At 29.3% G+C, this 24,390-nt stretch carries 19 protein-coding genes and 1 pseudogene; 8 read left to right on the plus strand and 12 right to left on the minus strand.

Going from position 1 to position 24,390, the window contains the following annotated elements; translation table 11 throughout:
* Positions 1-50: 50 nt before the first annotated feature.
* Positions 51-362: a DUF1232 domain-containing protein gene (locus R4I97_RS07140; protein WP_335784385.1), complete on the plus strand. Its 312-nt coding sequence runs from the start codon at positions 51-53 to the stop codon at positions 360-362.
* Positions 363-395: 33 nt separating this feature from the next.
* Here the strand turns inward: R4I97_RS07140 and R4I97_RS07145 are convergent, their stop codons facing one another.
* From R4I97_RS07145 to yedE, 3 genes are all read right to left on the minus strand, one after another.
* Positions 396-1,694 carry a glutamate-5-semialdehyde dehydrogenase gene (locus tag R4I97_RS07145; protein ID WP_335784386.1) on the minus strand — a complete coding sequence of 433 codons (1,299 nt, stop codon included), beginning with the start codon at positions 1,692-1,694 and terminating at the stop codon, positions 396-398.
* 74 nt (positions 1,695-1,768) lie between these two features.
* Complete coding sequence (locus tag R4I97_RS07150) at positions 1,769-2,002, minus strand: sulfurtransferase TusA family protein (RefSeq protein WP_335784387.1); 234 nt, start codon at positions 2,000-2,002, stop codon at positions 1,769-1,771.
* 239 nt (positions 2,003-2,241) lie between these two features.
* The gene (gene yedE, locus R4I97_RS07155) at positions 2,242-3,321 is read right to left on the minus strand and encodes a YedE family putative selenium transporter (protein WP_335784388.1); all 1,080 of its coding nucleotides are present in this window, start codon (positions 3,319-3,321) and stop codon (positions 2,242-2,244) included.
* 266 nt (positions 3,322-3,587) lie between these two features.
* Between yedE and R4I97_RS07160 the strand changes: the two genes are divergently transcribed.
* The 3 genes from R4I97_RS07160 to R4I97_RS07170 all read left to right on the plus strand — a co-directional run bounded on the left by R4I97_RS07160 (position 3,588) and on the right by R4I97_RS07170 (position 8,768).
* Positions 3,588-3,938, plus strand: coding sequence for an aspartate 1-decarboxylase (locus R4I97_RS07160; protein WP_335784389.1), 351 nt, complete (start codon positions 3,588-3,590; stop codon positions 3,936-3,938).
* Between the two features lie 55 nt (positions 3,939-3,993).
* Positions 3,994-8,298 (plus strand): BadF/BadG/BcrA/BcrD ATPase family protein, encoded by a 4,305-nt coding sequence (locus tag R4I97_RS07165; protein ID WP_335784390.1) that lies wholly within the window; start codon positions 3,994-3,996, stop codon positions 8,296-8,298.
* A gap of 227 nt (positions 8,299-8,525) precedes the next feature.
* Complete coding sequence (locus R4I97_RS07170) at positions 8,526-8,768, plus strand: PepSY-like domain-containing protein (protein WP_335784391.1); 243 nt, start codon at positions 8,526-8,528, stop codon at positions 8,766-8,768.
* 72 nt (positions 8,769-8,840) lie between these two features.
* Here R4I97_RS07170 and R4I97_RS07175 read toward each other — a convergent pair whose 3' ends face one another.
* Positions 8,841-10,928 carry a glutamine synthetase III gene (locus tag R4I97_RS07175; protein WP_335784392.1) on the minus strand — a complete coding sequence of 696 codons (2,088 nt, stop codon included), beginning with the start codon at positions 10,926-10,928 and terminating at the stop codon, positions 8,841-8,843.
* A gap of 181 nt (positions 10,929-11,109) precedes the next feature.
* On the opposite strand from R4I97_RS07175, the pseudogene R4I97_RS07180 reads away from it, so the two are divergent.
* The 3 genes and pseudogenes from R4I97_RS07180 (at position 11,110) to R4I97_RS07190 (ending at position 12,951) form a co-directional block, all read left to right on the plus strand.
* Positions 11,110-12,017 (plus strand): annotated as a pseudogene (locus R4I97_RS07180) (transposase).
* Positions 12,018-12,121: 104 nt separating this feature from the next.
* Positions 12,122-12,526, plus strand: a complete 405-nt coding sequence (locus tag R4I97_RS07185) for a SoxR reducing system RseC family protein (protein ID WP_335784393.1) — start codon at positions 12,122-12,124, stop codon at positions 12,524-12,526.
* Positions 12,523-12,951 carry a hypothetical protein gene (locus tag R4I97_RS07190; RefSeq protein ID WP_335784394.1) on the plus strand — a complete coding sequence of 143 codons (429 nt, stop codon included), beginning with the start codon at positions 12,523-12,525 and terminating at the stop codon, positions 12,949-12,951. The genes R4I97_RS07185 and R4I97_RS07190 overlap by 4 nt, the downstream gene beginning before the upstream one ends.
* On the opposite strand, the gene R4I97_RS07195 is transcribed toward R4I97_RS07190, so the two are convergent.
* From R4I97_RS07195 to gltA, 8 genes are all read right to left on the minus strand, one after another.
* Positions 12,952-15,246 carry a DUF3536 domain-containing protein gene (locus tag R4I97_RS07195; RefSeq protein ID WP_335784395.1) on the minus strand — a complete coding sequence of 765 codons (2,295 nt, stop codon included), beginning with the start codon at positions 15,244-15,246 and terminating at the stop codon, positions 12,952-12,954. It abuts the gene before it with no gap.
* A gap of 231 nt (positions 15,247-15,477) precedes the next feature.
* Positions 15,478-16,395, minus strand: coding sequence for a dihydrodipicolinate synthase family protein (locus R4I97_RS07200; RefSeq protein ID WP_335784396.1), 918 nt, complete (start codon positions 16,393-16,395; stop codon positions 15,478-15,480).
* A 3-nt stretch (positions 16,396-16,398) separates the two neighbouring features.
* Positions 16,399-17,511 (minus strand): Gfo/Idh/MocA family oxidoreductase, encoded by a 1,113-nt coding sequence (locus tag R4I97_RS07205; RefSeq protein ID WP_335784397.1) that lies wholly within the window; start codon positions 17,509-17,511, stop codon positions 16,399-16,401.
* Between the two features lie 40 nt (positions 17,512-17,551).
* Positions 17,552-18,388 carry a carbohydrate ABC transporter permease gene (locus R4I97_RS07210; protein WP_335784398.1) on the minus strand — a complete coding sequence of 279 codons (837 nt, stop codon included), beginning with the start codon at positions 18,386-18,388 and terminating at the stop codon, positions 17,552-17,554.
* A complete protein-coding gene (locus tag R4I97_RS07215; RefSeq protein WP_335784399.1) occupies positions 18,385-19,275 on the minus strand; it encodes a sugar ABC transporter permease in 891 nt (296 codons plus the stop codon). The genes R4I97_RS07210 and R4I97_RS07215 overlap by 4 nt, the downstream gene beginning before the upstream one ends.
* Before the next feature lie 23 nt (positions 19,276-19,298).
* On the minus strand, positions 19,299-20,633 hold the full coding sequence (locus tag R4I97_RS07220; protein WP_335784400.1) for a sugar ABC transporter substrate-binding protein: 1,335 nt from the start codon (positions 20,631-20,633) through the stop codon (positions 19,299-19,301).
* Positions 20,634-20,800: 167 nt separating this feature from the next.
* Positions 20,801-21,679: a helix-turn-helix domain-containing protein gene (locus tag R4I97_RS07225; protein WP_335784401.1), complete on the minus strand. Its 879-nt coding sequence runs from the start codon at positions 21,677-21,679 to the stop codon at positions 20,801-20,803.
* A gap of 326 nt (positions 21,680-22,005) precedes the next feature.
* Positions 22,006-23,403, minus strand: coding sequence for an NADPH-dependent glutamate synthase (gene gltA, locus R4I97_RS07230; RefSeq protein WP_335784402.1), 1,398 nt, complete (start codon positions 23,401-23,403; stop codon positions 22,006-22,008).
* Positions 23,404-23,699: 296 nt separating this feature from the next.
* Between gltA and R4I97_RS07235 the strand changes: the two genes are divergently transcribed.
* Complete coding sequence (locus tag R4I97_RS07235) at positions 23,700-24,383, plus strand: response regulator transcription factor (protein WP_335784403.1); 684 nt, start codon at positions 23,700-23,702, stop codon at positions 24,381-24,383.
* Positions 24,384-24,390 lie beyond the last annotated feature (7 nt).

The following is a 24,390-nucleotide window of genomic DNA, read 5'->3' on the forward strand; positions in this document are numbered from 1 at the left end:
TATTTCAATATAAATTTCGTAAATATTTTTTTCCAAAAATAGAGGTTCTTATGACTGAATATACAAATAAACCTGCCAAATCTGGTATAAAACCTTGGATACCTTTAATATTAGCCGTTATATATACAGTTTCACCTGTAGATTTAGTTCCTGATACTTTGCCTATTGCAGGTTGGTTAGAAGATATATTGTTTTTGATAGTAGGCGGACTTAATGGAATAGAAAATGGTGTCTTAGATGATAGTAGTTCAGTTAAAAAAATAATTAAATTCTTAAAATGGGGACTTTTAATTATTGGAATAATAGGTATATTGATAATTATTCTTTTGGTTGTTTTAGTTTTTAAAGTAGCAACAAACTAAAAAACAATATTAAATATATATCGTTTTTTTATATTATTTTATTCTTTTATGTTTAAAACTTGCTCTATGGCTAACATAATCGTCCACTATCTGGTAATTACCAAAAAGCTTATATTTGTATATAGTTAAACCTTCCAAACCAACAGGACCTCTTGCATGAGTTTTGTTTGTAGAAATGCCAACTTCTGCACCAAAACCATATCTAAACCCGTCAGAAAATCTTGTTGAAGTATTGCAGTATACATTAGCAGAATCTACATAAGTCATAAACTTTTCTATGTTGTCTTTATTTGATGATATTATAGAATCTGTATGATGAGAGCCGTATTTGTTTATATGATTATATGCCTCTTCTGTGTTTTCTACTATTTTTAATGATACTTCTTTGTCGCCATATTCAAAATGCCATTCTTTTACTTCGCCTATATCTGATTGATTAAGTATTTTTATTACTTCTTCACAGCCATTCATATTTATATTATTTTCTTTAAATAAATTATAAAGCTTTGGCAAATATTCATTAGCTATGTTTTTGTTTATTAGTATAGTTTCAACAGCATTGCATGCACTTGGATATTGAGCCTTTGAATCCAAACATATTTTTAATGCTTTTTCTTGATTAGCTGATTCATCTATATATAAATGGCATATACCGTCAGCATGTCCAAGTACAGGTATATTAGTGTTTGACTTTATATATTGTACTAAACTGTTGCCTCCTCTTGGTATTATTAAATCAACATATTTATCCATTGATAATAATTCTTTTATATCCTCTCTTGTAAATACCAAATTAACAGAGTTCTTTGGAAACTCTTCAATATTTTCTAATGTTTCGTTAATGATATTAAATATTGCCTTGTTTGTGTTCTCTCCTTCAGCACCGCCTTTAAGTATAACGGCATTTGAAGATTTTATACATAATGAAGATATTTGAGATATGACATCAGGACGAGCTTCAAATATTACAGCAATTAACCCAATAGGGCATGATATTTTTTTTAGTAGCAAATTATCATCAAGCTCTGTTTCTAATAATACTTTATTAATAGGGTCTTCCAATTTTACAACATCTTTTATACCAGAAATAATATCTATCATTTTGTTTTCGTCCAATTTCAAACGATTAAACATTGAAAGAGATATTTTATTTTCATCAAGAAGTTTTTTGGCATATTCCAAATCTTTTTTATTAGCTTCAAATATAATATTTTTATTTTGTTCTAATTTATCAGCAATTTCTAATAATGCTTTGTTTTTTATATCAGTACTCAATGATTGTAATTTATATGTAGAGTCTTTTGCATTTTTTACCAAGTCTATTAATTGCATTATATTCATCTCCGAAAAAATTTATTGAACATTATTATAATAGCTAATAATTAAATTGTCAAAAAAGTTTATTATTATTTCTTTTTTATTAAAGTAACTAATATATCTTCATTTTCTATATGCTCAAAACTTCCTTCATATCCGTATTTGATGCATCCTCGAATCACACTTTCACAGCTTGAATGTCCGCTCACTAAAACTTCTATAACTGTATTTAATTCTGTATTGTTTATAGCAGCACATTTAGCCTGAAAAGATGCCTGAGAACATGACATTCCTCTTGTATCTATTTTTATAATCTCTTGCATAAAAAATCCTTTTACACTTTTTGATATTTTTTAAGATTAATATCATCATAATATCAGGATATCAAACTATTATAATCAACTTATTAATTAAGTTATTATAACCTCTACCGCCACTTTATATTACTATAATATATATTCTAATAATATAACGTAGCGGTAGAGTTCATTATATAATCCTTATTATATGGTATATTTCTTATTATATAATGACAACAACCTGCTGCACAGTAAGAAACATATCATTGATTTTCTTTCATAGTAAATCCTATAATAACACAGAATACTAAACCTAAAATAACAGCAAACATACCATATACTGTAGGACCAGCAGTAGAACTTGCCAAATTAAAATTATGAGCAAATCCAGCACCAACAAGCATCCCTATAACAAATATAAAACTATCCATATTTCCTTCAGCAGATTGTATAAACTGTCTTCCAGGACAACCAGCACCCAAAGTAAATGCTAAACCTGTAAGAATCATTGATACAGTGTTCCATAATATGTTAGTATGAGCTATAGGCTGATTTTCCATAGAAATATTAAATCTGTTTGTTATTATGTTAACTACTAAAGCAGCAACAATAAAAGCTATAACACCTTTAGTCATGTGGAAATCTTTCATAAATATTCCATCTCTCACACCGCCAACAGTACAAAATCTAGATTTTTGAGCTATGAAACCTATTATAATAGAAACTATTAAAGCTACAATTAAAGGAGCTTTCATGCTTCCTGGTCCTGATTCAGAGAAAAATATCGCTCCGCCTTCAGAGAATTTTGTTTGTTTTAATAATAGTATTAATAGTATTATTGATATTACTAAAGGTATAAAACCTACTAATTTATTATTATATGCTTTTGGCTGACCCAAAGAAAAATTTTGTTTCCAGAAGAAAACACCAATTCCTCCGCCTATAATAATACCTATTAAGCCAAATATAGCATTAATATCTCCTCCAGCTATTCTTAATAATGTTCTCCAAGGACAGCCCAAGAAAACTAAAGCACCAATCATAGCAAAGAACCCTAAAATAAATCTTATAATAGGAGAACTTCCGCCTTTAGGAGAATATTCTTTAGAGATTAAAGCAGATACTGTAGCACCAATAATAAGCCCTATAAGTTCAGGTCTTATATACTGCACAGCAGCAGCCCTATGTAATCCCAAAGCCCCAGCTAAATCCCTCGTGAAACATGCAACGCATATTCCCATGTTGGCAGGGTTTCCCATCACAGAAAGCCAAGCCGCTAAAGCTCCGATAATGGCACCAGATACTATAATGCCAATGGAGCTTGTGAAAATGTTTTTTTTCATTTTCAACTCCTTTTTAATAATTTTTTTTATACTATTTTGTTAAAATATAAATAGTATTTTTATGTAATCAATTATAAAAAATTTTATATCTTTTTCAATAGTTATGTTTATTAAAACATAATATGTATTAAATGTATAAAAATATACAAAAATACAATAGTGTATAATAACTATTATAACTGAATAGTACCAAAGATTATATTGACTTTTTTTCCTATAAAAGTACAATATTTTTAAAGTTTTATTTATGGAAAATTGTTTTTATTATGATGCATGAAGTAATAAAATCTAAAATAAATAGATTAACTGTAACTAGAACTGATCTTAATTTCAAAGATTCAATTACCATAGATGAAACATTAATGGATAAATCTGATATACTTGAGGGGGATATAGTATCTGTAATAAACCTTAGTAATAATAATAGATTTGAAGCTGAGGTTATAAAGGGAATAGCAAATACTGGTATAATAAGCATAAATGGTAAGCATGTTCATTTAGCTAAAAAAGATGACGTAATAGTTGTGTTATCTTACAGCAATATACCAGAAGAACATATAAAAAAACATATTACAAATATTATTCAGGTAAATATGCATAATATGGTTATAGACTAAAAAAGTTTATGGCTTTTATATATAGATATTTAATTTTTGTTTATGGAGAAAATATATGAAAATTATTTATAAAGCTGGTATTGATATTGGTTCAACTACCGCAAAAATGGTTGTATATGATAATAAAAACAATATGATATTTAAAACTTATACTAGACACAATGCTGATGTCAAAGAAACATTACTTTCTATATTAAGAGATTTAAAAACTAATCATGGAGATTTAGAGTTATTAGTATCTATGACAGGTACTGCTGGTATGGGTATTAGTGAAAAGACAGGCATTAGCTTTGTACAAGAGGTAATTGCTTCTTCAACAGCTATTAGAAAGATTTATCCTTATGGAAGGACATTGATTGACATAGGCGGAGAGGATGCAAAAATCATAGTATTTGATGACAACTTCAAAGCTGATATAAGAATGAATGGTAACTGTGCGGGTGGAACCGGTGCTTTTATAGACCAAATGGCTACACTTTTAAATGTTCATCCATCAGAGCTTTCAACACTTGCAGAAGAATCTACTTCTATTTACCCAATGGCAAGCAGATGCGGTGTATTTGCCAAAACAGATGTACAAACTCTTATTAGCCGTGATATACCAAAAACTGATATTGCTAAAAGTATATTCCAAGCAGTAGCTGTTCAAACAATTAATACGCTTGCTAAAGGTTTTGAAATCAAGCCTAAAATATTATTTACAGGCGGACCTTTAACATTCCTTCCAGAATTAAGAAGAACATTTTTAACACTCTTAAATGCTACAGAAGATGATATGTATACAGTTGATCACCCTGAATTAACTGCTGCAATAGGAGCTGCTTTTGGTGAAGATGAAGAGCAAACAGAAATAAAACTTTCTGATTTTATAAACTTGGTAGAAAATATTTCTTCTGATGTAAAAATAACTAATTCTAAGCATAGAGAAGCATTATTCAGCGGTCAGGAAGAATATGAAAAGTGGGTAGATGAACATAGCAAAGACAAAGTAAAATCTGCTGATGTAGAAACTGTTAATAATAAAAATACATTCCTTGGTATAGACTCTGGCTCTACTACTACAAAAATAGTTATTATTGATGATAAAGGACAAGTGGTATTAAGACATTATAGAAACAATAATGGAAACCCAGTAGGTGCTGTTACAGAAGGACTTACAGAGATTAAAAAAGAATTAGATGAAAAAAATATTAAAATAAATATAGCAAGAACTGCCGTTACAGGTTATGGAGAAGATTTAATAAAAGCAGCTTTCAATATGGACGAAGGCATTGTTGAAACTATGGCTCATTATAGAGGTGCTAAGGCTTTTGATAAAGATGTAAGCTTCATTCTTGATATAGGCGGTCAGGATATGAAGGCTATATTTATTAAAGACGGAATTATAGAAAACATTGAAATTAACGAGGCTTGTTCATCAGGCTGCGGTTCATTTATAGAAACATTTGCACGAGGTATGGGCTATAAAGTAGCTGACTTTGCTAATATTGCATGCGAATCTCAAAGTCCTTGTGATTTAGGAAGCCGCTGTACAGTGTTTATGAATAGTAAAGTAAAACAGTCTTTAAGAGAAGGCTCTTCTGTTGCTGATATTTCTGCTGGTCTTGCTAAGAGTGTTACTTTAAACTGTTTCACTAAAGTATTAAAAATTACAGACACTTCTATTTTAGGCGAACATATAGTTGTTCAAGGTGGTACTTTTAAGAATGCTGCAGTGCTTCGTTCTGTAGAAAAATTCTTAAACAAAAAAGTTATTCGCCCTGATATATCAGAGCTTATGGGAGCTTATGGATGTGCATTGCTTGCTTTGGATACCTACAATAAAGAAAAAGAAGATACAACATTTATTGGTTTAGATAATTTACAAGAAGCTAATGATTATGAAAGAAAACAGCTTACTTGTAAAGGCTGTGAAAACCTTTGTACTGTTACAAGATTAAAATTCAAAGACGGTAAATCATTCTATACAGGCAATAAATGTGAAAGAATATTCACTAATAAAGGCTCTAAAGAAAGAAATTATGGAATGGATATCACTCAGAAAAAACTTTCTTTACTATTTGACAGACCTTTAGCACCTGTTTCAGATGATATAAAAGGTGTGATAGGAATACCTCGTGTACTTAATATGTATCAAAACTTCCCATTCTGGGCTACTATACTTGTAGAATGCGGATATAGAGTACAATTATCATCTCCATCAAGCATGGCTGTTGCTGAGAAAGGCTCTGGTACTGTTATGAGCGATAATATATGTTTCCCTGCTAAAATAGCTAATGGACATATATATGATTTAATAGAATCTAATGTAGACAGAATATTCTATCCTTCTGTTGTTTTAGAGAAAAAAGAAAATGATAATAGCGACAATAGCTATAACTGCCCTGTTGTAACTGGTTATCCTGATGTAATTGACAGTTCTATAAGTCCATTAACTAAATACGGCATAGCTTTTGATGCTCCAACAATCTCTTTCTTAAACGAAGATTTACTTTATAAAGGCTGTAAAGCTTATTTTGTAAAAACACTCGGCATAGATAAAAAAGATTTTGACAGAGCATTCAAATTAGCTTTAAAAGAACAAGAGAGAGTAAAAGCAGAATTAAAAGAAGAAGGCAAAAAAATAATAGAACATGCTAAAGAAACGCAAACACCTATTATACTTATAGTAAGCAGACCTTATCATATAGACCCACTAATTAACCATAAAATACCAGAAACTATTGCTTCATTTGGTATTAATGTGCTTACAGAAGATGGTCTTGATATTGATGAGTCTCTCGCTGATGTTCAAGTATTAACTCAATGGTCTTATCCTAACAAAATGTTTAAAGCTGTTTTATGGGCAGCTAAGCAAAAAGACTTAAAACTTGAAGTTGTTCAAATTAATAGTTTCGGCTGCGGTCCTGATGCTACTACTTCTGATGAAATAAAATCAATACTTAATGCTTATGGAAAGAGTCCTACTTTGGTAAAAGTTGATGAGATTTCGAGTCCTGGAAGCATAAGACTTAGAATACGTTCTATGATAGAAAGTATGAAGATGAAAGGCGATTTTATTCCAAAAGAAAAAGCAGAAAGAACTATTATTAAAAGATATGAGAAAAATGATAAGCGTGCAATACTTGTACCAAAATTCGGACATTTCTATGACCCTATGATTTTAACTTTACTTCAAAGAAGCGGATATGATACAATACCTCTACCAGAGCCAGATATTGACTCTGTAGAAACAGGTTTAAGATATGCTAACCAAGATATATGTTATCCAGCTACAATAATAGTAGGAGATATTGTAAAAGCTGTAAAAAGCGGTAAATATGACCCTGACAAAATAGCTGCTGGTATCACTCAAACAGGTGGACAATGCCGTGCTAGTAATTATGCTTCACTTATTAAAAGAGGTTTGATTAATGCTGGTTATCCTAATGTACCTGTTATTACTGTGGGGTTAACTGTTATTAATGATCAGCCTGGATTTAAGCTTTCTAAGATTGATATGATGAAAGAAGGTATAGTTGCTATGCCTTATGCTGACGCTATATCTGCAATGTATTATTATACTGCTGTGCGCGAGGTTAATAGAGGCGAATCTTTAGCTCTTGCTAATAAATATATAGCTTTACATCCGAAAGATTTTAGCCTCAATGATACTGATAAATTATTAAAGCAGGCAGTTAAAGAGTTTAACGCTATTGAAACTAAAGACTTATTATTACCTAAAGCAGGACTTGTTGGTGAGATATATGTAAAATATAATAACTTTGCTAATGGTGATGTTTGTGATTGGCTTATGGCTAAGGGAATAGAAGTTATAGTTCCTCCTGTGTTTGACTTCTTTGTACAGAAAATTATAAGTGCTCAGGTTAATAAAGAAACTAATGCGAGAGAGGTTTCATCTCTCAAATATTATGGTTCTAAATTATCTGAGAAAGTTATAGATATGAGAATAGATTCTATAAACCAAATAATGTCTAAGTTCAAAGGATTTAGACCTGTACACCATATAAGACAGATTGCTGAAAATGCTGCTAAGGTTACTGCTATGACAAATCAATTCGGTGAAGCTTGGCTGCTTCCTGGAGAGATAGCTACTTTTGCTGAAGAGAATATTAATAACGTGCTTTGTTTACAGCCTTTTGGTTGTATTGCTAACCATATTATAGCCCGCGGTATTGAAACTAGACTTAAAACTATATATCCTAATCTCAATCTTCTTTATTTGGATATGGATGCTGGTGCTAGTGAAGTTAATACTGTAAATAGATTAGAATTCTTTGCTCGTTCTGCTAAAGATAGTATGAACTCTATTATGGTTGATGACGATATAAAAGAAGCTGTTGGAGCATATCATAAATAATTTAGTAAAATAATAATGTAAATATAAAAAGGTTTGCAAATATTAATTTGTAAACCTTTTTTATTATATATAAGCAAAATGTAAAATTTTATCTAAATTTCTTAAAAAATAGCAAAAAAATGTAAATTTTTTAATGTTTTTTGTAAAATAAATTGACATTACTGCAAAATTATACTATAATATAATTATAAGATAATTTAATATATTAGAAATAAAAAGGAGTATTTATGAAGAAATTATTTTGTTTATTATTTGCTTTTTCTATAATTGGAAGTTCTTCTCTTTTTGCTGATTGGATTATACCTATAAGTCAAGTTCCTGCGGCAGTTAAAAATGCCGTGAAAAGACGTTTTCCAAGAGCAAGAATTTGGAAAGTAGAGATGGACGATGGTTTGTATCATGTAGAACTTAACAATGGTGTAGAACTTGAAGTAACTAGAAGAGGAAGAATAGTTGATATAGATTATTAATTTTCTAATAATAAGGCTTGCAAAATAATATAGTTTCTGCAAGCCTTATTTATACCAAGATTATATTCTTCTTTAAGCTAAACTGTATAACATATCTCCATAAGTTGGAAGTTTCCAATGTTTTTTAGAAACGGTTCTTTCTAATTCATCAATTATAGGACGCATTTCTTCTATACAAGCAAACACTTTATCTCTGAAAAATATGCTAGACTTTGATATATCTTTTATCTTTTTTACTTCTGATAAATAATCTTCTAAAGTTCTTAGTTTCTTATAAAGATTATTAGTTAAATTACTTAATCTATCTAATAAATCTTTTTCTATATCATATTTTATTTTCAAAGTTTTCTTTTTATCGCATATATTAACAAGCTCTTCAATATAATCTAAAGAAAATGGAATAATATATTTATTAATCATATCTATTAAAGTAAGCGCTTCAATATTAATTACTTTAGTATATTCTTCCAAGCTTATTTCATATCTTGAAAGAACTTCAGCTTTTGTTAAAACATTATGTTTTGTAAACAAGTCTATATTTTTTTGTGATATAAATGTTTCAAGTGCTTCAGGAGTTGTTTTTAGATTGCATAAACCTCTCTTATGAGCTTCTTTTACCCATTCATCAGAATAGTTATTTCCATTATAAATTATTCTTTTATGTTTTTTTATGTTTTCTTTTAATAACTCTTCTAAATCTTTATCAAAATCCGAAGACTTTTCTAATATATCAGCAAATTGAGATAATGCCTCAGCGACTATTGTGTTTAATACAATATTAGGACCAGATACAGATAAGCTAGAACCTACCATTCTAAACTCAAATTTATTACCAGTAAAAGCAAGAGGAGAAGTTCTATTTCTATCGGTTGAATCTTTTGTAAATCTTGCAAGAGCAGCTACCCCCATCTCCATTTCTACAGCTTCTCTTTTTTTGTATTTTTTAGAGTTTTCCATAGATTCTATTATTTCAGTAAGTTCATCTCCAAGAAATATTGATATTATAGCAGGAGGTGCCTCAGATGCTCCAAGGCGATGGTCGTTACTTGCGCTTGCTGTAGTTGCTCTAAGTAAATCCTGATATTCATCAACAGCTTTCATTACAGCAACTATAAATAATAAAAATTGTTTATTTTCTGAAGGTGTTTTACCTGGTTCAAATAGGTTAAGTCCTGTATCTGTAGCTATAGACCAGTTATTATGTTTTCCGCTGCCATTAACTCCAGAGAAAGGTTTTTCATGCAAAATACAAGCTAAATTATGTTTTTCTGCTATTACCTTCATAAGCTCCATTGTAATTTGGTTTTGGTCTGTTGCCATATTTGTTATAGTAAACTCTGGAGCAAGTTCATATTGACCAGGGGCTACTTCATTATGTTCTGTTTTTGCAATAATGCCAAGCTTCCAAAGCTCATTATCCAACTCTTTCATAAACTCTAAAACTCTTGGTTTTATGGCGCCAAAATAATGGTCTTCTAATTCCTGCCCCTTTGGCGGACAAGCTCCGAATAATGTTCTCTTACAATATCTTAAATCTGGTCTTTGTAAATATAAATCTCTATCTATCAAAAAATACTCCTGTTCTGCTCCAACAGTTGTATATACTCTATTAATGTCATTATGTCCAAACAATTTTAATATTCTTTTTGCTTCCCTTTCTATAACTTGCATAGAGCGAAGTAATGGTGTTTTTTTATCTAAAGATTCTCCGCTGTAAGAACAAAAAGCACTTGGTATACATAAAGTATTATCTTTAATAAAAGCATAAGAAGTAGGATCCCAAGCAGTATATCCTCTTGCCTCAAAAGTACTTCTTAATCCGCCGGATGGAAAACTTGAAGCATCAGGCTCTCCTTGAACAAGCTCTTTACCTGTAAACTCCATACGAACTTTACCGTCTTTAGTTTGAGTTATAAAACAAGTATGTTTTTCTGCTGTTACGCCTGTCATAGGCTGAAACCAGTGTGTGAAATGTGTTGCTCCTTTTTCTATTGCCCATTCTTTCATGGCATGTGCCACAACATTTGCTAATTCTAAATCTAATCTCTCACCATTCTTTATTGTTTTTATTAATTTTTTGTAAATGTCTTTAGGAAGTTTTTCCTGCATTACATCATCATTAAATACATAGCTTTCAAATATGTGAGGTAATTTATCCATATCCTTCCTCCCAAAAAAAATTTATATATTTATTTAAAAAAAATATTATAACACTATTACAAATAATTTCAATATTACTATATACGATTATTTGTTTAGGAGTAATAGATATTGCACACTTTTTAGTTTAAAAAAAGTAGGTATTCCTTATAATTTAATTAGCCAAAATAAACAAAAATAAATACATGTAAAACAATATAATTCAAATCAGAAAAAAAGATAGTATTAATAATTAATAAAGTAAAAAATAAAAAAGTACAAGTTTTGAAATTTGATATTAGTATTAGAAATTATTATTGGAAGAAGCAATTATAAGAAATAGAAAAAATAGAAAATAAAAGCAGAAAATCTAAAACTAGCCCTAATAAATATAAAAATAAAAAAATTATTAATAAAGTTATTAAAATACTAAATAAATATAAATACGATAAAACTAAAATAAAAAAACTTTTAGAAAGAGAAAAGATAAAGATAGGTACTAGTGCCATTGAAACAATTTTAAAAGAGCATAATTTATATAACAAAAAAAAGAAGAAAGTAAGGAAAAAACATAAATGAAAGCATGCTATTTATATCAAGGAAGCAGGCGAAAAAGTACAGATAGATGTTAAATATGCTTTTTTTGGTGAAATACGTTATTATCAATTTACTGCTGTAGATGTAGCTACTAGAATGAGCTTTAGATATTTATATGATGAAAAAAGTCCTAACAGTACTGTTGATTTTCTAAAACGAATGTTAGATTATTTTCCTTTTAGAATACATTGTATTCAAACATACAATGGTACGGAATTTACTTATCGAAAACATTTATTTGATACAGAACACCTATTAGATATATTTTGTAAGAAGAACTGTATTAAGAGAGTTTATAATCCAGTTGCCTCACCTTGGTATAATGGCGTAGTAGAAAGTACACATAAACTAGACCAAAAAGAATTTTATGATTTTTGTACTCAAGAATTAAATTTAGAGAAAGCAAATCTAAAATTAAGAAAATATAATAATTTTTCAATTATAAACAAATACACTCTGCTAAAAATTTATGATACTCCTATGTTATACTTTAAGAAATTAAGGAATTCCTAAATGCAATATGTTTATCTCCTGTGCAATAACTCTACATTATAATAATTGATATTTATTGTTCAATGTTATATAATAATATTCACTTAGTATAAGGAAAACTATATATGAGAAGAGAATTAGCCGTTGTTTTAGAAACATATAATAACAATATTGCTAAAGTGCAATTGCAAAGAAGCTCAAGCTGTGATGGATGCAAAATATGTTCTACCGGAAAGCCAATCATATTAAGAGCTAATAATAATATAAATGCTTCCAATGGAGACAATGTTATTATAGAAGTAGAAGAACTTAAAAAAGGTACTAATTTCTTTGTATATATAATACCGTTAGTATGTCTTATAATAGGATATTTTGTTGGTAATTACATATCTAAAATCGCTAATATTAATCATGACTTAGGACCTATAATTTCTTTTGTATTCTTTTTTGTTTATATATTTTTTGGCATACTACAATTAAAAAAAAATAACAAGATTATAGCTAATATAATAGCAAAAAATAAATTATGAAAATAAAATATATTATAATTTCTTTAATACTTTTTTTATTTGCATCTTGCAAAACTAATTATGAAACTTTTTACAAGATAGGAAATGATACAGTGTCTTCTGTTTATAAAATTACATCTTTAGAAATAAAACCAAAAGTAGAAAAGTTTGAAGACAATTATATATATACTTTTAAAAATGATACTAATGCATTATATAATAGTGTAAAGTATGCTAATTATTTATGGAAAAACGAAGGATATTATATAACTGAGCATAATGATTTTGGTAAAGAAAATGGAAGTGTAGAATTAGCAAAAAGTTCAATATCTCCTAACAAAGTAATAAGAATTAATATTCATTCTTATACCAACAATTCTTTTGATGTTGCTATATCATTAGTAAATGGAACACTAAAACTAAAAAATAATATAAGTAATAAATAATTAAATATTATCCATATTAAAATTAAGCCAATAACCAAGTTCTACAAATAATTTTTTCTCTTCTTCGTCAAAACTTATGAGAATCCCTTTATATTTTAGAAGTATCTTATAAAAAATATTTTCATAAGTATTCCTATCTATAGGCATATCATTATTAGATAAAAACTTAATATCTCTTAATAAATCAAATATGATTTTTCCATTTCCTGTTTCATAAAGTTCATTTAATGCATTTTTGATATTCTCGCCAACAACTTCTGATATACCGCTATTAGAAATAAATATACCAGCATTTCTTGCATCTTTTAATTCTTTAGACACCCCATCATAAGCTTCTCTTCCTTTTGACACTATAGTCTCTCTTAATATAGGAGAATACATAGCTCCCATTAATCTTCTATAGTCATAATCTGGTGTAACATCGTTTGTATTAAAATATTTAAATAGTTTCTCATATTCAGGATATATTTTATGCATTATATCATCTAATTTAGAAATATCTTCTTTAAATAAAGAGTCTGCAAACCTATTTCTAATATCAGAGCTTAAATCTTTTAGACGCATAGTATATACTAAATTATCATTACAATTTTTATCTTCAGAAAGTATTATATCATTTTTTAACTCATAATTTTCTTTTATTGTATCAACTTTAAAATATAAATCTGCTGTTATATTATCAGTCATTACTCCTTCAATATGATTGTTATCTATTAGAACAGCTTTAATATTATGCTTAAAAATATTTATATCTTTTTCTTTATAATCACTGGCAATTAAATTAAATATAAACTGATTGATAATATAAAGTTTAGTAAATAAATCTATCTTAGCATTTTTCTCATAGAAGTATCTTGCAGTATGATGTTCTTTTTTATTACTAATTGAAGTTTCTAATGCTTTTAAAAATTCCTGATAAGCCTCTTCTACAAAAGGAGCATTTTTATCTTTAACAAGCATTCTTGCATAATGAAATGACCTCTCAGCATATTGCATGTTTTTAATAGGCTCTATCCTAGAAACATCTTCAAAAAACCACCCGCAAGAAGTATAAGCAAATAATGAATATTTATAAGACTCCATTAAAAATATAAACTCTTTAAAAGATATATGTTTGGAGCATATTTCATATAAGTCTTTAGCATCAGAATCATTATATATAGCCCTAACATACTCTTCTCTAAGAGAGTTTCTAGATTCATTTGTAAAGTTTAAAAATAACGAAAACAATTTATCTTGCATATTTCTAAGTATATCAAAAGCATCTCTAAGCCCCTTTCTCCAAGATAAGTCAATAACACCATCACCGCCGCATCCGCAATTACTTCTCCACCTCTCAACACCATGCGAGCAGCTCCAAGAAGTACCTCTTTTACCTTCCCCTTCATGCAATATCACCTCTTCAATAGGAGGACATATACTTAAATAATGTTCATAATTTGTAGGAGTAATATTATCATAGTGAATATTATCCTGAAAATACCTTGCCAAACACATATCCCCAAAAGGCTCATGATGCCCATAGCTCTCACCGTCTGTAGCAATATTAACAAGCTTCCTATCCCCATAAGCATTTCTTATTCTCTCGGCTAATTTCTCAGCAGAACAAAGTAAATGCTCAAAAGCTATAGCATTAGATATATAAGGGTCATAAAAAAATACAGCAATCCTCTTACCATTATGCCCATAAAGCCAATAAGGTTTTGATGTGTCTATCCTCGCTCCAGATACATCAGTCTGAGTAATACCCTTAACATAATGTGCCTGATATGGAGAGAGTATTGTAAACTTAACCCCACAATCACATAAAGCATCAACAACATCTAAATTTATAGCAGTCTCAGAAAGCCATATACCCTTTGATTTCCTTTTGAAATATTTTTCAAAGTTATAAAGTCCCCATTTAATCTGCACCATCATATCTTCTTTTTTGGCAAGCGGTAAAATTATATGATTATAAACTTGGGCAATAGCATTACCATATCCTAATCTTTCTATACTAAGTTTATCTGCTTCTAATATTCTCTGTAGTAAATCAGGCTTCTTATCAGCAATATAATCCAATAATGTAGGTCCAAAATTAAAACTTATATACTGATAATTATTAGACATATCTGTAATTCTTCCATAACCGTCTAATATTCTTGAATAGGCATTTGGACTATAACATTCATTGGTTATTCTTTCATTCCAATCGTGAGCGGGTGATGCACTTATCTCTTTTTCTATCTCTCCTAAAAATGGATTTTCTCTTGGAGGCTGATAAAAATGTCCATGCAATATTAAATATTTCATAATAAGAATCCTAATATAAAAAGATTATTTCAAGTATAATCAAACTTACATATATTTGCAAGCAAATAATTTTTATTTTAATTATCGAAATAAAGGTTTGTTTTTTAAATATAAAAAAGTTTCATATTATAGTATTATGTTATTATTTGTATAATAAAAAACTAGCCATTTAGTTTTAAGAAAATGACTAGTTTTTTTATATAATAATCTCTAAATTTCAGATTAAATATATTACTTTATGCTATTTACAGCCTCGTCTATCATTTTTGCACATTTTTCTATTTTTGGTTTATCATTGTCTATTATATTGCTTAATGGTTTCCTTACACCGCCTAATTCTAAGCCTTCTCTTAGTTTAATAATAGCTTTCATTACTGCATATAAATTACCATGGCATTCACACATAGCATATATGATTCTGTCTATTTTATACTGTATATTTCTTGCTTTATCAAACTCGCATTTATTAACAGCATCATTAGCAGCTAAGAACAATTCAGGCATTACCGCATAAGTACCGCCTATTCCAGCATCAGCCCCTATTAATCTTCCAGCTACAAATTGTTCATCTGGTCCGTTAAATATAATACTATTATCCCCACCAACATCTTTAAACATTTGTATGTCTTGTACAGGCATAGATGAGTTTTTAACTCCTATAACTCTTGGATTTTCTCTCATCTTTTTATAAAGATTAACGTTTAAGGCCACGCCTGCAAGCTGAGGTATATTATAAATAATAAAATCTGTATTTGGAGCAGCAGCACTTATATCATTCCAATATTCTGCTATAGAATAGTCAGGAAGGTGGAAATATATTGGTGGTATAGAAGCTATGGCATCTACACCCAATTTTTCAGCATGAGTGGCTAATTCTGCACTGTCTGCAGTATTGTTGCAGCCTACATGTGCTATTATAGTAATTTTACCTTTTGCCACTTCCATAACATTCTCTAATACCACTTTTCTTTCTTCCTTACTCTGATAAATACATTCTCCAGAAGAACCTCCTACATATAATCCGTTTACACCTTTATCTATTAAATGTTGTGTAAACTTCTTAACTCTTTCAGGGCTTATAGCACCTTTCTCATCATAACAAGCATAAAAAGCAGGAATAATTCCTTTATATTTATCTAATGTTCCCATATTTTACTCTCCTATAATTTCTTTTAATTTTACTTTTTTATCCTCAAATCTTGATTTTGTCAAGGCATCAGCAGTTGCTATTGCTGCCCTTGCTGCTGCACCATTAAGAAGAGGTTTAAACTCTTCATCTGGCTCTTTACCATGCATTATTTCATTAAAATAATGCATCTCTTTTTTCATAATACTATGAAGCCACATAGGCGGTTTTTTACCAGGCTTACCATACATGATAGCACCATCCATTTCAGTACCATGATAAATTTTAGTTCTATCATCATCTTCTTCCTGAGTTTCATGTATAAGAAAATGCGTATCTTTTCCATCTAATTTTAAAGTCCCGCCGCAATCACACATATCTAATTTAATAGCACCTTTAGTTCCTTGAATTAGCACATAATGCTCAGGCCAATGAAAAGCAGATCCCCATTCACAAACAGCATATCTATTATTAGGAAATTCTAAATTGACAAAAAGCATATCGTCTTCATCTCCAAATCCCTCTCCATTATGCATTACATTTCCTCCTGTCATTGTAACAGTAGTAGGCATTCCGCCCATTAAAAATTGTATGCAATCTAATTCATGAATATGATGATATAAATGTCCCCCTGATTTACTTCTAATTTTTTTCCAAGATATAGTAGGCTGCTGTTCTTCCCAACCATTTCTTGCAGAATGACAATACAATACTTCCCCTATTACACCATCATTAATAAGTTTTTTGGCATGACGAACTCCATTAAAAAAATTCATAACATGCCCAGCCATAAATATTACACCATTCTCCTGACAAGTATTTACCATCTCATCACAATCTTTATAATTTAATGCTATTGGCTTTTCGCAAAAAACATTAACTTTATTTTTTGCCGCTTTTATTACAGGTTCTTTATGTAAATAATTTGGAGTTGCAACTATAACAGCATTTACATCTTCTCTTTTAAAAAGAGTATCTAAATCTGTTTCAATATCACATTCTAATTCTTTAGATATAGTTTCGGCATTTTCTGGATCAAGTATAGCTGATATTTTAGCTCCTTCTTCCTCTTTCATTATTCTTCCAAGTTCAGCTCCAAAATAACCAGTGCCTACAATAGCATAACCTATTGTTTTCATTTTTTATCCTCCTAAATATAATTTTTTATTTTATAATTTTTTATTTTACTGCTCCGTCTGCCATTCCCCTTGCTATTTTCTTTTGTATAATCATAAAGAAAATAACCGAAGGTATAACAACTAAAGCAGATGCTGCCATCATATCTCCCCAATTCAATATTTCTGCCCCCTGAAGCGATCTAAACTTTACAGATACTGTCATCATATCTGTGCTATTTATTAATATTAATGCATATAAAAATTCATTCCATGCATTTATAAAAGTATAAATAGCCGTAGCCACTATACCCGGTGCCACTAAAGGCAATACAATTTTTACAAATGTTTGCAATTTATTAGCTCCATCAACTCTCGCCGCCTCCTCAATACCAATAGGTACAGTCTTGAAAAAACCAACTAACATCCATACCGCATAAGGTACACTAAATGATAAATACACTATTATAAGACCGACTCTAGTATTAGTTAATCCAAATTTAGCCATTACAAGAGAATAAGGAATTGCAAGAAGTATAGGAGGAAATAAATATGTTGTAACTAATATTTTAGACATTATACTTCCTAATTTAGGAAAAAATCTCACTATTCCGTATGCTGCCATACTTGATATAATTATTGCTATTATAGTTGTTAATAATGCAATAATAATACTGTTTCCTATGTTTCTTGCAAAATCCAAATCTTTAATTACATGAATAAAATTATTCAATGTAAAATTTTTTGGAATAAAGTTAGTAGGATATGAAGTAAGTTCTGTATTAGTTTTTACAGAAGATATTAATATCCATAGTAAAGGGAATACAGATATTATAGATAATATTATAAGATATATATGGCATAAAAGGTTTCCTATAATCTCTTTTGATTTAAACATCATTTATTCTCCTTTTCCCATTTAGCAATTACCATGAAATATATAAAGCATATAATAAGCAAGAACAATAAAAGCAAAATAGTAACAGCAGATGATTTTCCTAATAACTTTGTACCCCACCCCATTTTATAAGCATAAATTGGAATTGTGCTGGTTTTATTAGCAGGTCCTCCTCCTGTAAGAAGATATATAATATCAAAATTATTAAATATCCATATAGTACGAAGAACCACCAATAACCCAACTACTATTTTTATATGCGGAAAAGTAATATACCAAAACTGCTGATACTTTTTTGCTCCATCTATTTGAGCAGCTTCATATTGATCTTGAGGTATAGTTTGCAATGCAGATAATATATTTACCATAATCATAGCTGAGCCAAACCAAACATTTATAAAAATTAAAGTTGGAAATACCATATTACTATCGCTTAAGAATTGAGGTAATTCATTAGTCAATCCAATCTGAACCATTAAATTAGGTAAAAATCCTGATACCCCATTTAATATCCACTTCCATGAAAGAGCTATAACGATTGAAGGGAAAGCCCATGGTATAATCATTAATGTTCTATATACATTTTGCAAATGTTTTACTCTATTTAAACATAATGCTGCTGTAAATCCTATCATTATCTGACCTAATAAAGAAAAAATTGTCCACAAAATAGATGTTAAAAAAGCTTTGAAAAATAAAGGGTCCATTAAAACATCTATATAATTTTTCATTCCTATAAAGTCATATACAGGCCTTATTAAATGTTTTGTTGTAAAGCTGTAATAAAGGCTTGAAAAGATAGGATATATTAACAAAGCTATTACAATGATCATAGCAGGGAGAACAAATATCCATCTTGCATAATCAATAGTATTCAGCCATTTTTTCATAAATACACCCTCATACTAACAATTTATTGTACACTGCTGAATAAGTCATTTAATCTGTTTTCAGCATCTTTAGCAGCTTGATTTATATCTTTTCCATTAACAAGAATTTCTTGGAACATATCTTCAATAACGCTTTGAGAAGTTAATAAACTTCCTTGAACATTAGGTCCATTTTCAAATCCTATAGATGTTCCCATATCCATTGTTTTTCTTATAATTTGCTCAGCATTAGAGAACTTTTTAACTATTTCATTTTCCTGATATTTTGGATTATCTGATATACCAGCTATAGAAGGAAGCATACCTACAGGAGTTGCTTGTAAAAATTCTATATATGTATCAGGTTCATATAATTTTTTTATAAATGCCTTACATATTTCAGGGTGTTTAGAATTTGCCCAAATAACCATTGGTATATGAGCAGTTTCAGCACCATAATCAGGATCATCAGCATTTATTTTTGGAAGAGGTGCACAGTCTATTTGGTCAATCAAATGAGGAGAATTGATTTCTACTCCGCTTATTTGGAAGCCTGAGTTAAAATCAAAAGCTGTTTTTCCCTGATAATATAAATTTGCTTGATCTAATGTTATATAGTTAACAGAATCTTTAGGAGAACAATTTTTATATATGTCAACCCAAAACTTTATTCCGTCAATTGCAGCTTTACTTGTTAAATTTGCTTTCAAATCATCAGTTAATAGACTATCTCCCGCACTTTTTACATAATAATTTAAAAATCTTGTTGCCATAAAATCACCTGAACCGCAAGGGAAAGAACAGCCATATACTCCATCTTTTGTTAAAGCTTTAGCAGCCTTAGCAAATTCATCCCAAGTTTTTGGAACTTCTAATCCGGCATTCTTTAATAAATCTTTTCTATACCACATTACCTGAGCATGAGAATATAATGGTATTGAATAGCATTGTCCGTCCTTTTCTCCTTCCAATAAAGATAATTCAGAAAATTTATCTCTGCCTATATCATCAATTAAATCATCAATAGGTATTATTGCACCTGCATCCATCATTTCCACTACCTGCATTGGTAACGCCGTACTCATATCAGGAACATTACCTGAAGCTAATCCAGTTGTCCATTTCGTATAAAAATCTGCCCAAGAGAATGTTTCTATCTTGATTTTTACTTTTGGATTATCTTTCATAAATTGCTCTGCAACTTTTTGTATAACATCTAATCTTTGACCTTGAGTAAATGAGTGCCAAAAGGTTATTTCACCCTCAAGTTCTCCATTAGAAGATACAGAAGAAGATGTTTTCTTACCGCATCCTATTAAACTAATTGTTAATAATGATAATGCAATAAATAAAATATACAATTTGTTTTTTATACTCATAACATTCTCCTTAATTAATTTTGATTTTTTAGATTTAAGATATTATCTTATACTTATAAGTCTATAATTTTTTTTACTGACTTCTACTAACTTAACGCTCAAAAATAGCACTACAATCTTTTTTGTTTATTAAATATGAAATTATAAAAATAAAATTGAAATTGTTTTTATCCGTCTCTATTAACTTTGCGATATTTATTCGGAGTAACACCGAAAGCAGATTTAAATTCTCTTATGAAATAATTAGGGTCTTTATATCCTACATCGTATGCTATATCACTAATACTTTTATTTCCAATCAACAAAAATCTGGCAGCAGTTGTTAGCCTGATTTCTCTTAAATATTCCATAGGAGGCTTGCCCATACTCTTCTTAAATAAACTGCTGAATCTCTGTTTGCTTAAGCCAACCATACTTGCCATCTTTTCTGGAGTATAATTGTCTGTAGGATTTGAAATAATATGATATGATACAAATCTTATTCTTGGATCTATATTTTGTTTATTTAAACTTACTTCCATTTCTTTAATTATATCCATATTATCCATATTTGCTTTTGCATTTTCTAAACTTAATGGATATTCTAATTTATTATTTTCAGCTCTAATAGATAAAGAACCTATTAAAAGATTTAAATTTCCTTCTATAAAACATTTTTTTGCAGCTATTTTTTCATGCAGCCATTTATACATCTCCCTAAAATAAATATCTTCTCCATGATTATCCAAAATCCTAGGAATACCATAAACTTTTCCTAAAACATCATAAATTTCAGATGAAACTAAAGTAGTAAACCTTACACTGAAAAATTCAAAAGTATCAGAAACAGATTTACATGACATGTTGCACCCTTTAGGTATATATACTATTTGATTTTCTTTTACTTTAACTATCTCATCATTAATATAAAATAAAGCTTCGCCTTTTACTATATATCTTAAAATATTATATGGTATCATTGATTGAGGAAACTCCCAATTTTTACCCATAGAATATAATTCTATATATAAAAATGAAAATTTTATGTTATCTATTAATGACATCATAATATTGCTCCATTTATTGGTCTCTCTCTATATATATTAAGTATTATATGCATAATTCATCATTGTACAAATAAATTTTTAATAATTTTTAATAAATCATTTGGCAAAATGTTTTTTTAATGTATAACTATGAAATTTAAGAAAAAATAACAAGAATATATTAAATATACACGAAAATAAAAGAAATACTCATAGACTAAAATATTATAATTATTTTAAAATTATTCATGCAAATAGATATGCTTATATGATATTTAAATAATTAAAGATATATAAAAAAGCCCAATACAATAGTATTGAGCTTTATTTTTATAATATAAATATTTTTACTTAGATAAGTATTTATGTATACCAGCTGCAGCTCTTTTACCGTCACCAATAGCAAGTATAACAGTAGCAGCTCCACGAGCAGCATCGCCGCCAGCAAATACACCCTCTACAGAAGTAGCACCAGTCTCTTCATCTATTACATAAGTACCTTTTTTAGTAGTTTGTAATTCAGGTACTTTTCTAGATATAAGAGGATTAGGAGTAGTACCTATAGCAACAATAACAGCATCTACTTCTATATCTTCAGTTTTTCCTTCTACAGGAACAGGTTTTCTTCTTCCATCGGCATCAGCCTCACCAAGTTCCATAACTTGAGTTCTAACTGCTTTTACATTATCATTCTCATCAGCAATAATTTCTAAAGGAGCTCTTAAAAATCTAAAATCAACACCCTCTTCCATAGCGTGATGAACCTCTTCAACTCTTGCAGGAAGTTCTTTTTCTGTTCTTCTATAAACTATATATACCTTTTCAGCACCAAGCCTTACAGCAGTTCTGCAAGCATCCATAGCCACGTTACCGCCGCCTAATACAGCAACTCTTTTATGTCTTATAACAGGAGTATCTACTTCTGGGAATTTATATGCTCCCATTAAATTTACACGAGTTAAATATTCATTAGCAGAATAAACTCCGCAGTAATTTTCACCAGGTATATTTAAAAAAGCAGGAAGCCCAGCACCAGTACCCAAGAATATAGCATCATATTCTTTTCTTAATTCATTGAAATCCAAAGATATACCAGCAACTTCATTTATTTTAAAATTAACTCCATCTTTTTTAAGGTTTTCTACTTCATGAGCAACCAACTCTTTAGGCAAACGGAACTCTGGAATACCATACATAAGTACTCCGCCTATAGTATGCAACGCTTCAAGCACTGTAACATCATAACCTAATTTTATTAAGTCTCCAGCACAAGCCAACCCAGCAGGACCAGCACCTATAATACATACTTTTTTACCGTTTTTTTCTACTTTTAAGCCATCATACTTAGCATGTTTTCTTTCATAGTCAGCAACAAACATCTCTAATTTACCAATAGCAACAGGCTCAAATTTCTTACCAACAACACATCTTTGTTCACATTGAGTTTCTTGAGGACATACTCTTCCGCAAGCTGCTGGTAATGCATTAGTTTCTTTTATTTTTTTAGCTGCTTCTAAAAATTTCTTTTCAGCTATAAGCCCTATAAACTCAGGTATTTTTACCTTAGCAGGACAACCTTCCATACAATGTGGAACTTTACAATCTAAACATCTTAAAGATTCAGTATATGCTTGTTCTTCTGTATAACCTAAAGGTACTTCTTTGAAGTCCTTTTTACGCTCTTCAGCACTTCTTTGCGGCATTTCTTGCCTAGGTATTTCACCCAATTTTGATCTTGGTGGCATATATATATTCTCCTATTTTTTAGAACAATATTAAATAACTTGGAAATATTATACAATAAAATAAAAATATAGCAATGATATATTTTTATTTTTAATACTATCATACAAAAAATACTATATTAATGATAATATTCAATTATTTAATAACATTATACTAATAATTAATATAATATTGTAAAATATTGTAAAAAACAAATAAAGTTTTTTTATTTTACATATTAAAGTACTTGTATATTGAACAAAATAAATATATAATACAAAAAGATAAAAAATTATAATAGAAGAGTGGAAATTTTATGGAAAAAGAACTTATTTATTCTGTAGAAGATGATGATAACATAAGAGATTTAATAAAATACACTGTAGAAGAAGCTGGGTTTAACATAGAATGTTTTGCCAATGGTAAAGATATGCTTGAGGCTTTAAAAAACAATATACCTAGTTTAATACTTTTGGATATTATGCTTCCAGATATGGAAGGCACTGATATATTAAAAATAATTAGAACAGATTATGCCCATTTACCTATAAAAGTAATAATGCTTACTGCAAAATCTAGTGAAATTAATATAGTTACAGGGCTTAATTTAGGGGCTGATGATTATATACCAAAGCCTTTCTCTGTATTAGAACTCATAGCAAGAATTAAAGCTAATTTGAGAAAAAAAGATGTGAGAGTGGATACAGAAGAATTGACATTTGGTGAGATTAAGCTAATAGTAAAAAAAAGAGTTGTATATGTTAATGATAGGCAGATTCCTCTTACACAAAAAGAGTTTGACTTATTAAAACTTCTTATGGAAAATGCTAATAATGTTGTAGATAGAGAAATGATGCTTGAAGAAGTGTGGGGAGTAGAGCATTCTATGGAAACAAGAACCATTGATATGCATATCAAATCTATTAGGCAAAAATTAGATTTAAAAAAGGAAAATATTATTACTATTAGGGGAATTGGTTATAAATTAATAGAAATATAATTACTCT

Origin of the sequence: Brachyspira pilosicoli (genome assembly GCF_036997485.1) — a bacterium.
Classification (GTDB): domain Bacteria; phylum Spirochaetota; class Brachyspiria; order Brachyspirales; family Brachyspiraceae; genus Brachyspira; species Brachyspira pilosicoli_C.

Coding starts and splice junctions, on each gene's coding strand:
- R4I97_RS07160 (WP_335784389.1), top strand. CDS start 3,588: ATGATGCATGAAGTAATAAAATCTAAAATAAATAGATTAACTGTAACT.
- R4I97_RS07145 (WP_335784386.1), bottom strand. CDS start 1,694: ATGCAATTAATAGACTTGGTAAAAAATGCAAAAGACTCTACATATAAA.
- R4I97_RS07165 (WP_335784390.1), top strand. CDS start 3,994: ATGAAAATTATTTATAAAGCTGGTATTGATATTGGTTCAACTACCGCA.
- R4I97_RS07190 (WP_335784394.1), top strand. CDS start 12,523: ATGAAAATAAAATATATTATAATTTCTTTAATACTTTTTTTATTTGCA.
- R4I97_RS07235 (WP_335784403.1), top strand. CDS start 23,700: ATGGAAAAAGAACTTATTTATTCTGTAGAAGATGATGATAACATAAGA.
- yedE (WP_335784388.1), bottom strand. CDS start 3,321: ATGAAAAAAAACATTTTCACAAGCTCCATTGGCATTATAGTATCTGGT.
- R4I97_RS07150 (WP_335784387.1), bottom strand. CDS start 2,002: ATGCAAGAGATTATAAAAATAGATACAAGAGGAATGTCATGTTCTCAG.
- R4I97_RS07175 (WP_335784392.1), bottom strand. CDS start 10,928: ATGGATAAATTACCTCACATATTTGAAAGCTATGTATTTAATGATGAT.
- R4I97_RS07225 (WP_335784401.1), bottom strand. CDS start 21,679: ATGATGTCATTAATAGATAACATAAAATTTTCATTTTTATATATAGAA.
- R4I97_RS07200 (WP_335784396.1), bottom strand. CDS start 16,395: ATGGGAACATTAGATAAATATAAAGGAATTATTCCTGCTTTTTATGCT.
- gltA (WP_335784402.1), bottom strand. CDS start 23,403: ATGCCACCAAGATCAAAATTGGGTGAAATACCTAGGCAAGAAATGCCG.
- R4I97_RS07170 (WP_335784391.1), top strand. CDS start 8,526: ATGAAGAAATTATTTTGTTTATTATTTGCTTTTTCTATAATTGGAAGT.
- R4I97_RS07220 (WP_335784400.1), bottom strand. CDS start 20,633: ATGAGTATAAAAAACAAATTGTATATTTTATTTATTGCATTATCATTA.
- R4I97_RS07195 (WP_335784395.1), bottom strand. CDS start 15,246: ATGAAATATTTAATATTGCATGGACATTTTTATCAGCCTCCAAGAGAA.
- R4I97_RS07205 (WP_335784397.1), bottom strand. CDS start 17,511: ATGAAAACAATAGGTTATGCTATTGTAGGCACTGGTTATTTTGGAGCT.
- R4I97_RS07215 (WP_335784399.1), bottom strand. CDS start 19,275: ATGAAAAAATGGCTGAATACTATTGATTATGCAAGATGGATATTTGTT.
- R4I97_RS07140 (WP_335784385.1), top strand. CDS start 51: ATGACTGAATATACAAATAAACCTGCCAAATCTGGTATAAAACCTTGG.
- R4I97_RS07185 (WP_335784393.1), top strand. CDS start 12,122: ATGAGAAGAGAATTAGCCGTTGTTTTAGAAACATATAATAACAATATT.
- R4I97_RS07210 (WP_335784398.1), bottom strand. CDS start 18,388: ATGATGTTTAAATCAAAAGAGATTATAGGAAACCTTTTATGCCATATA.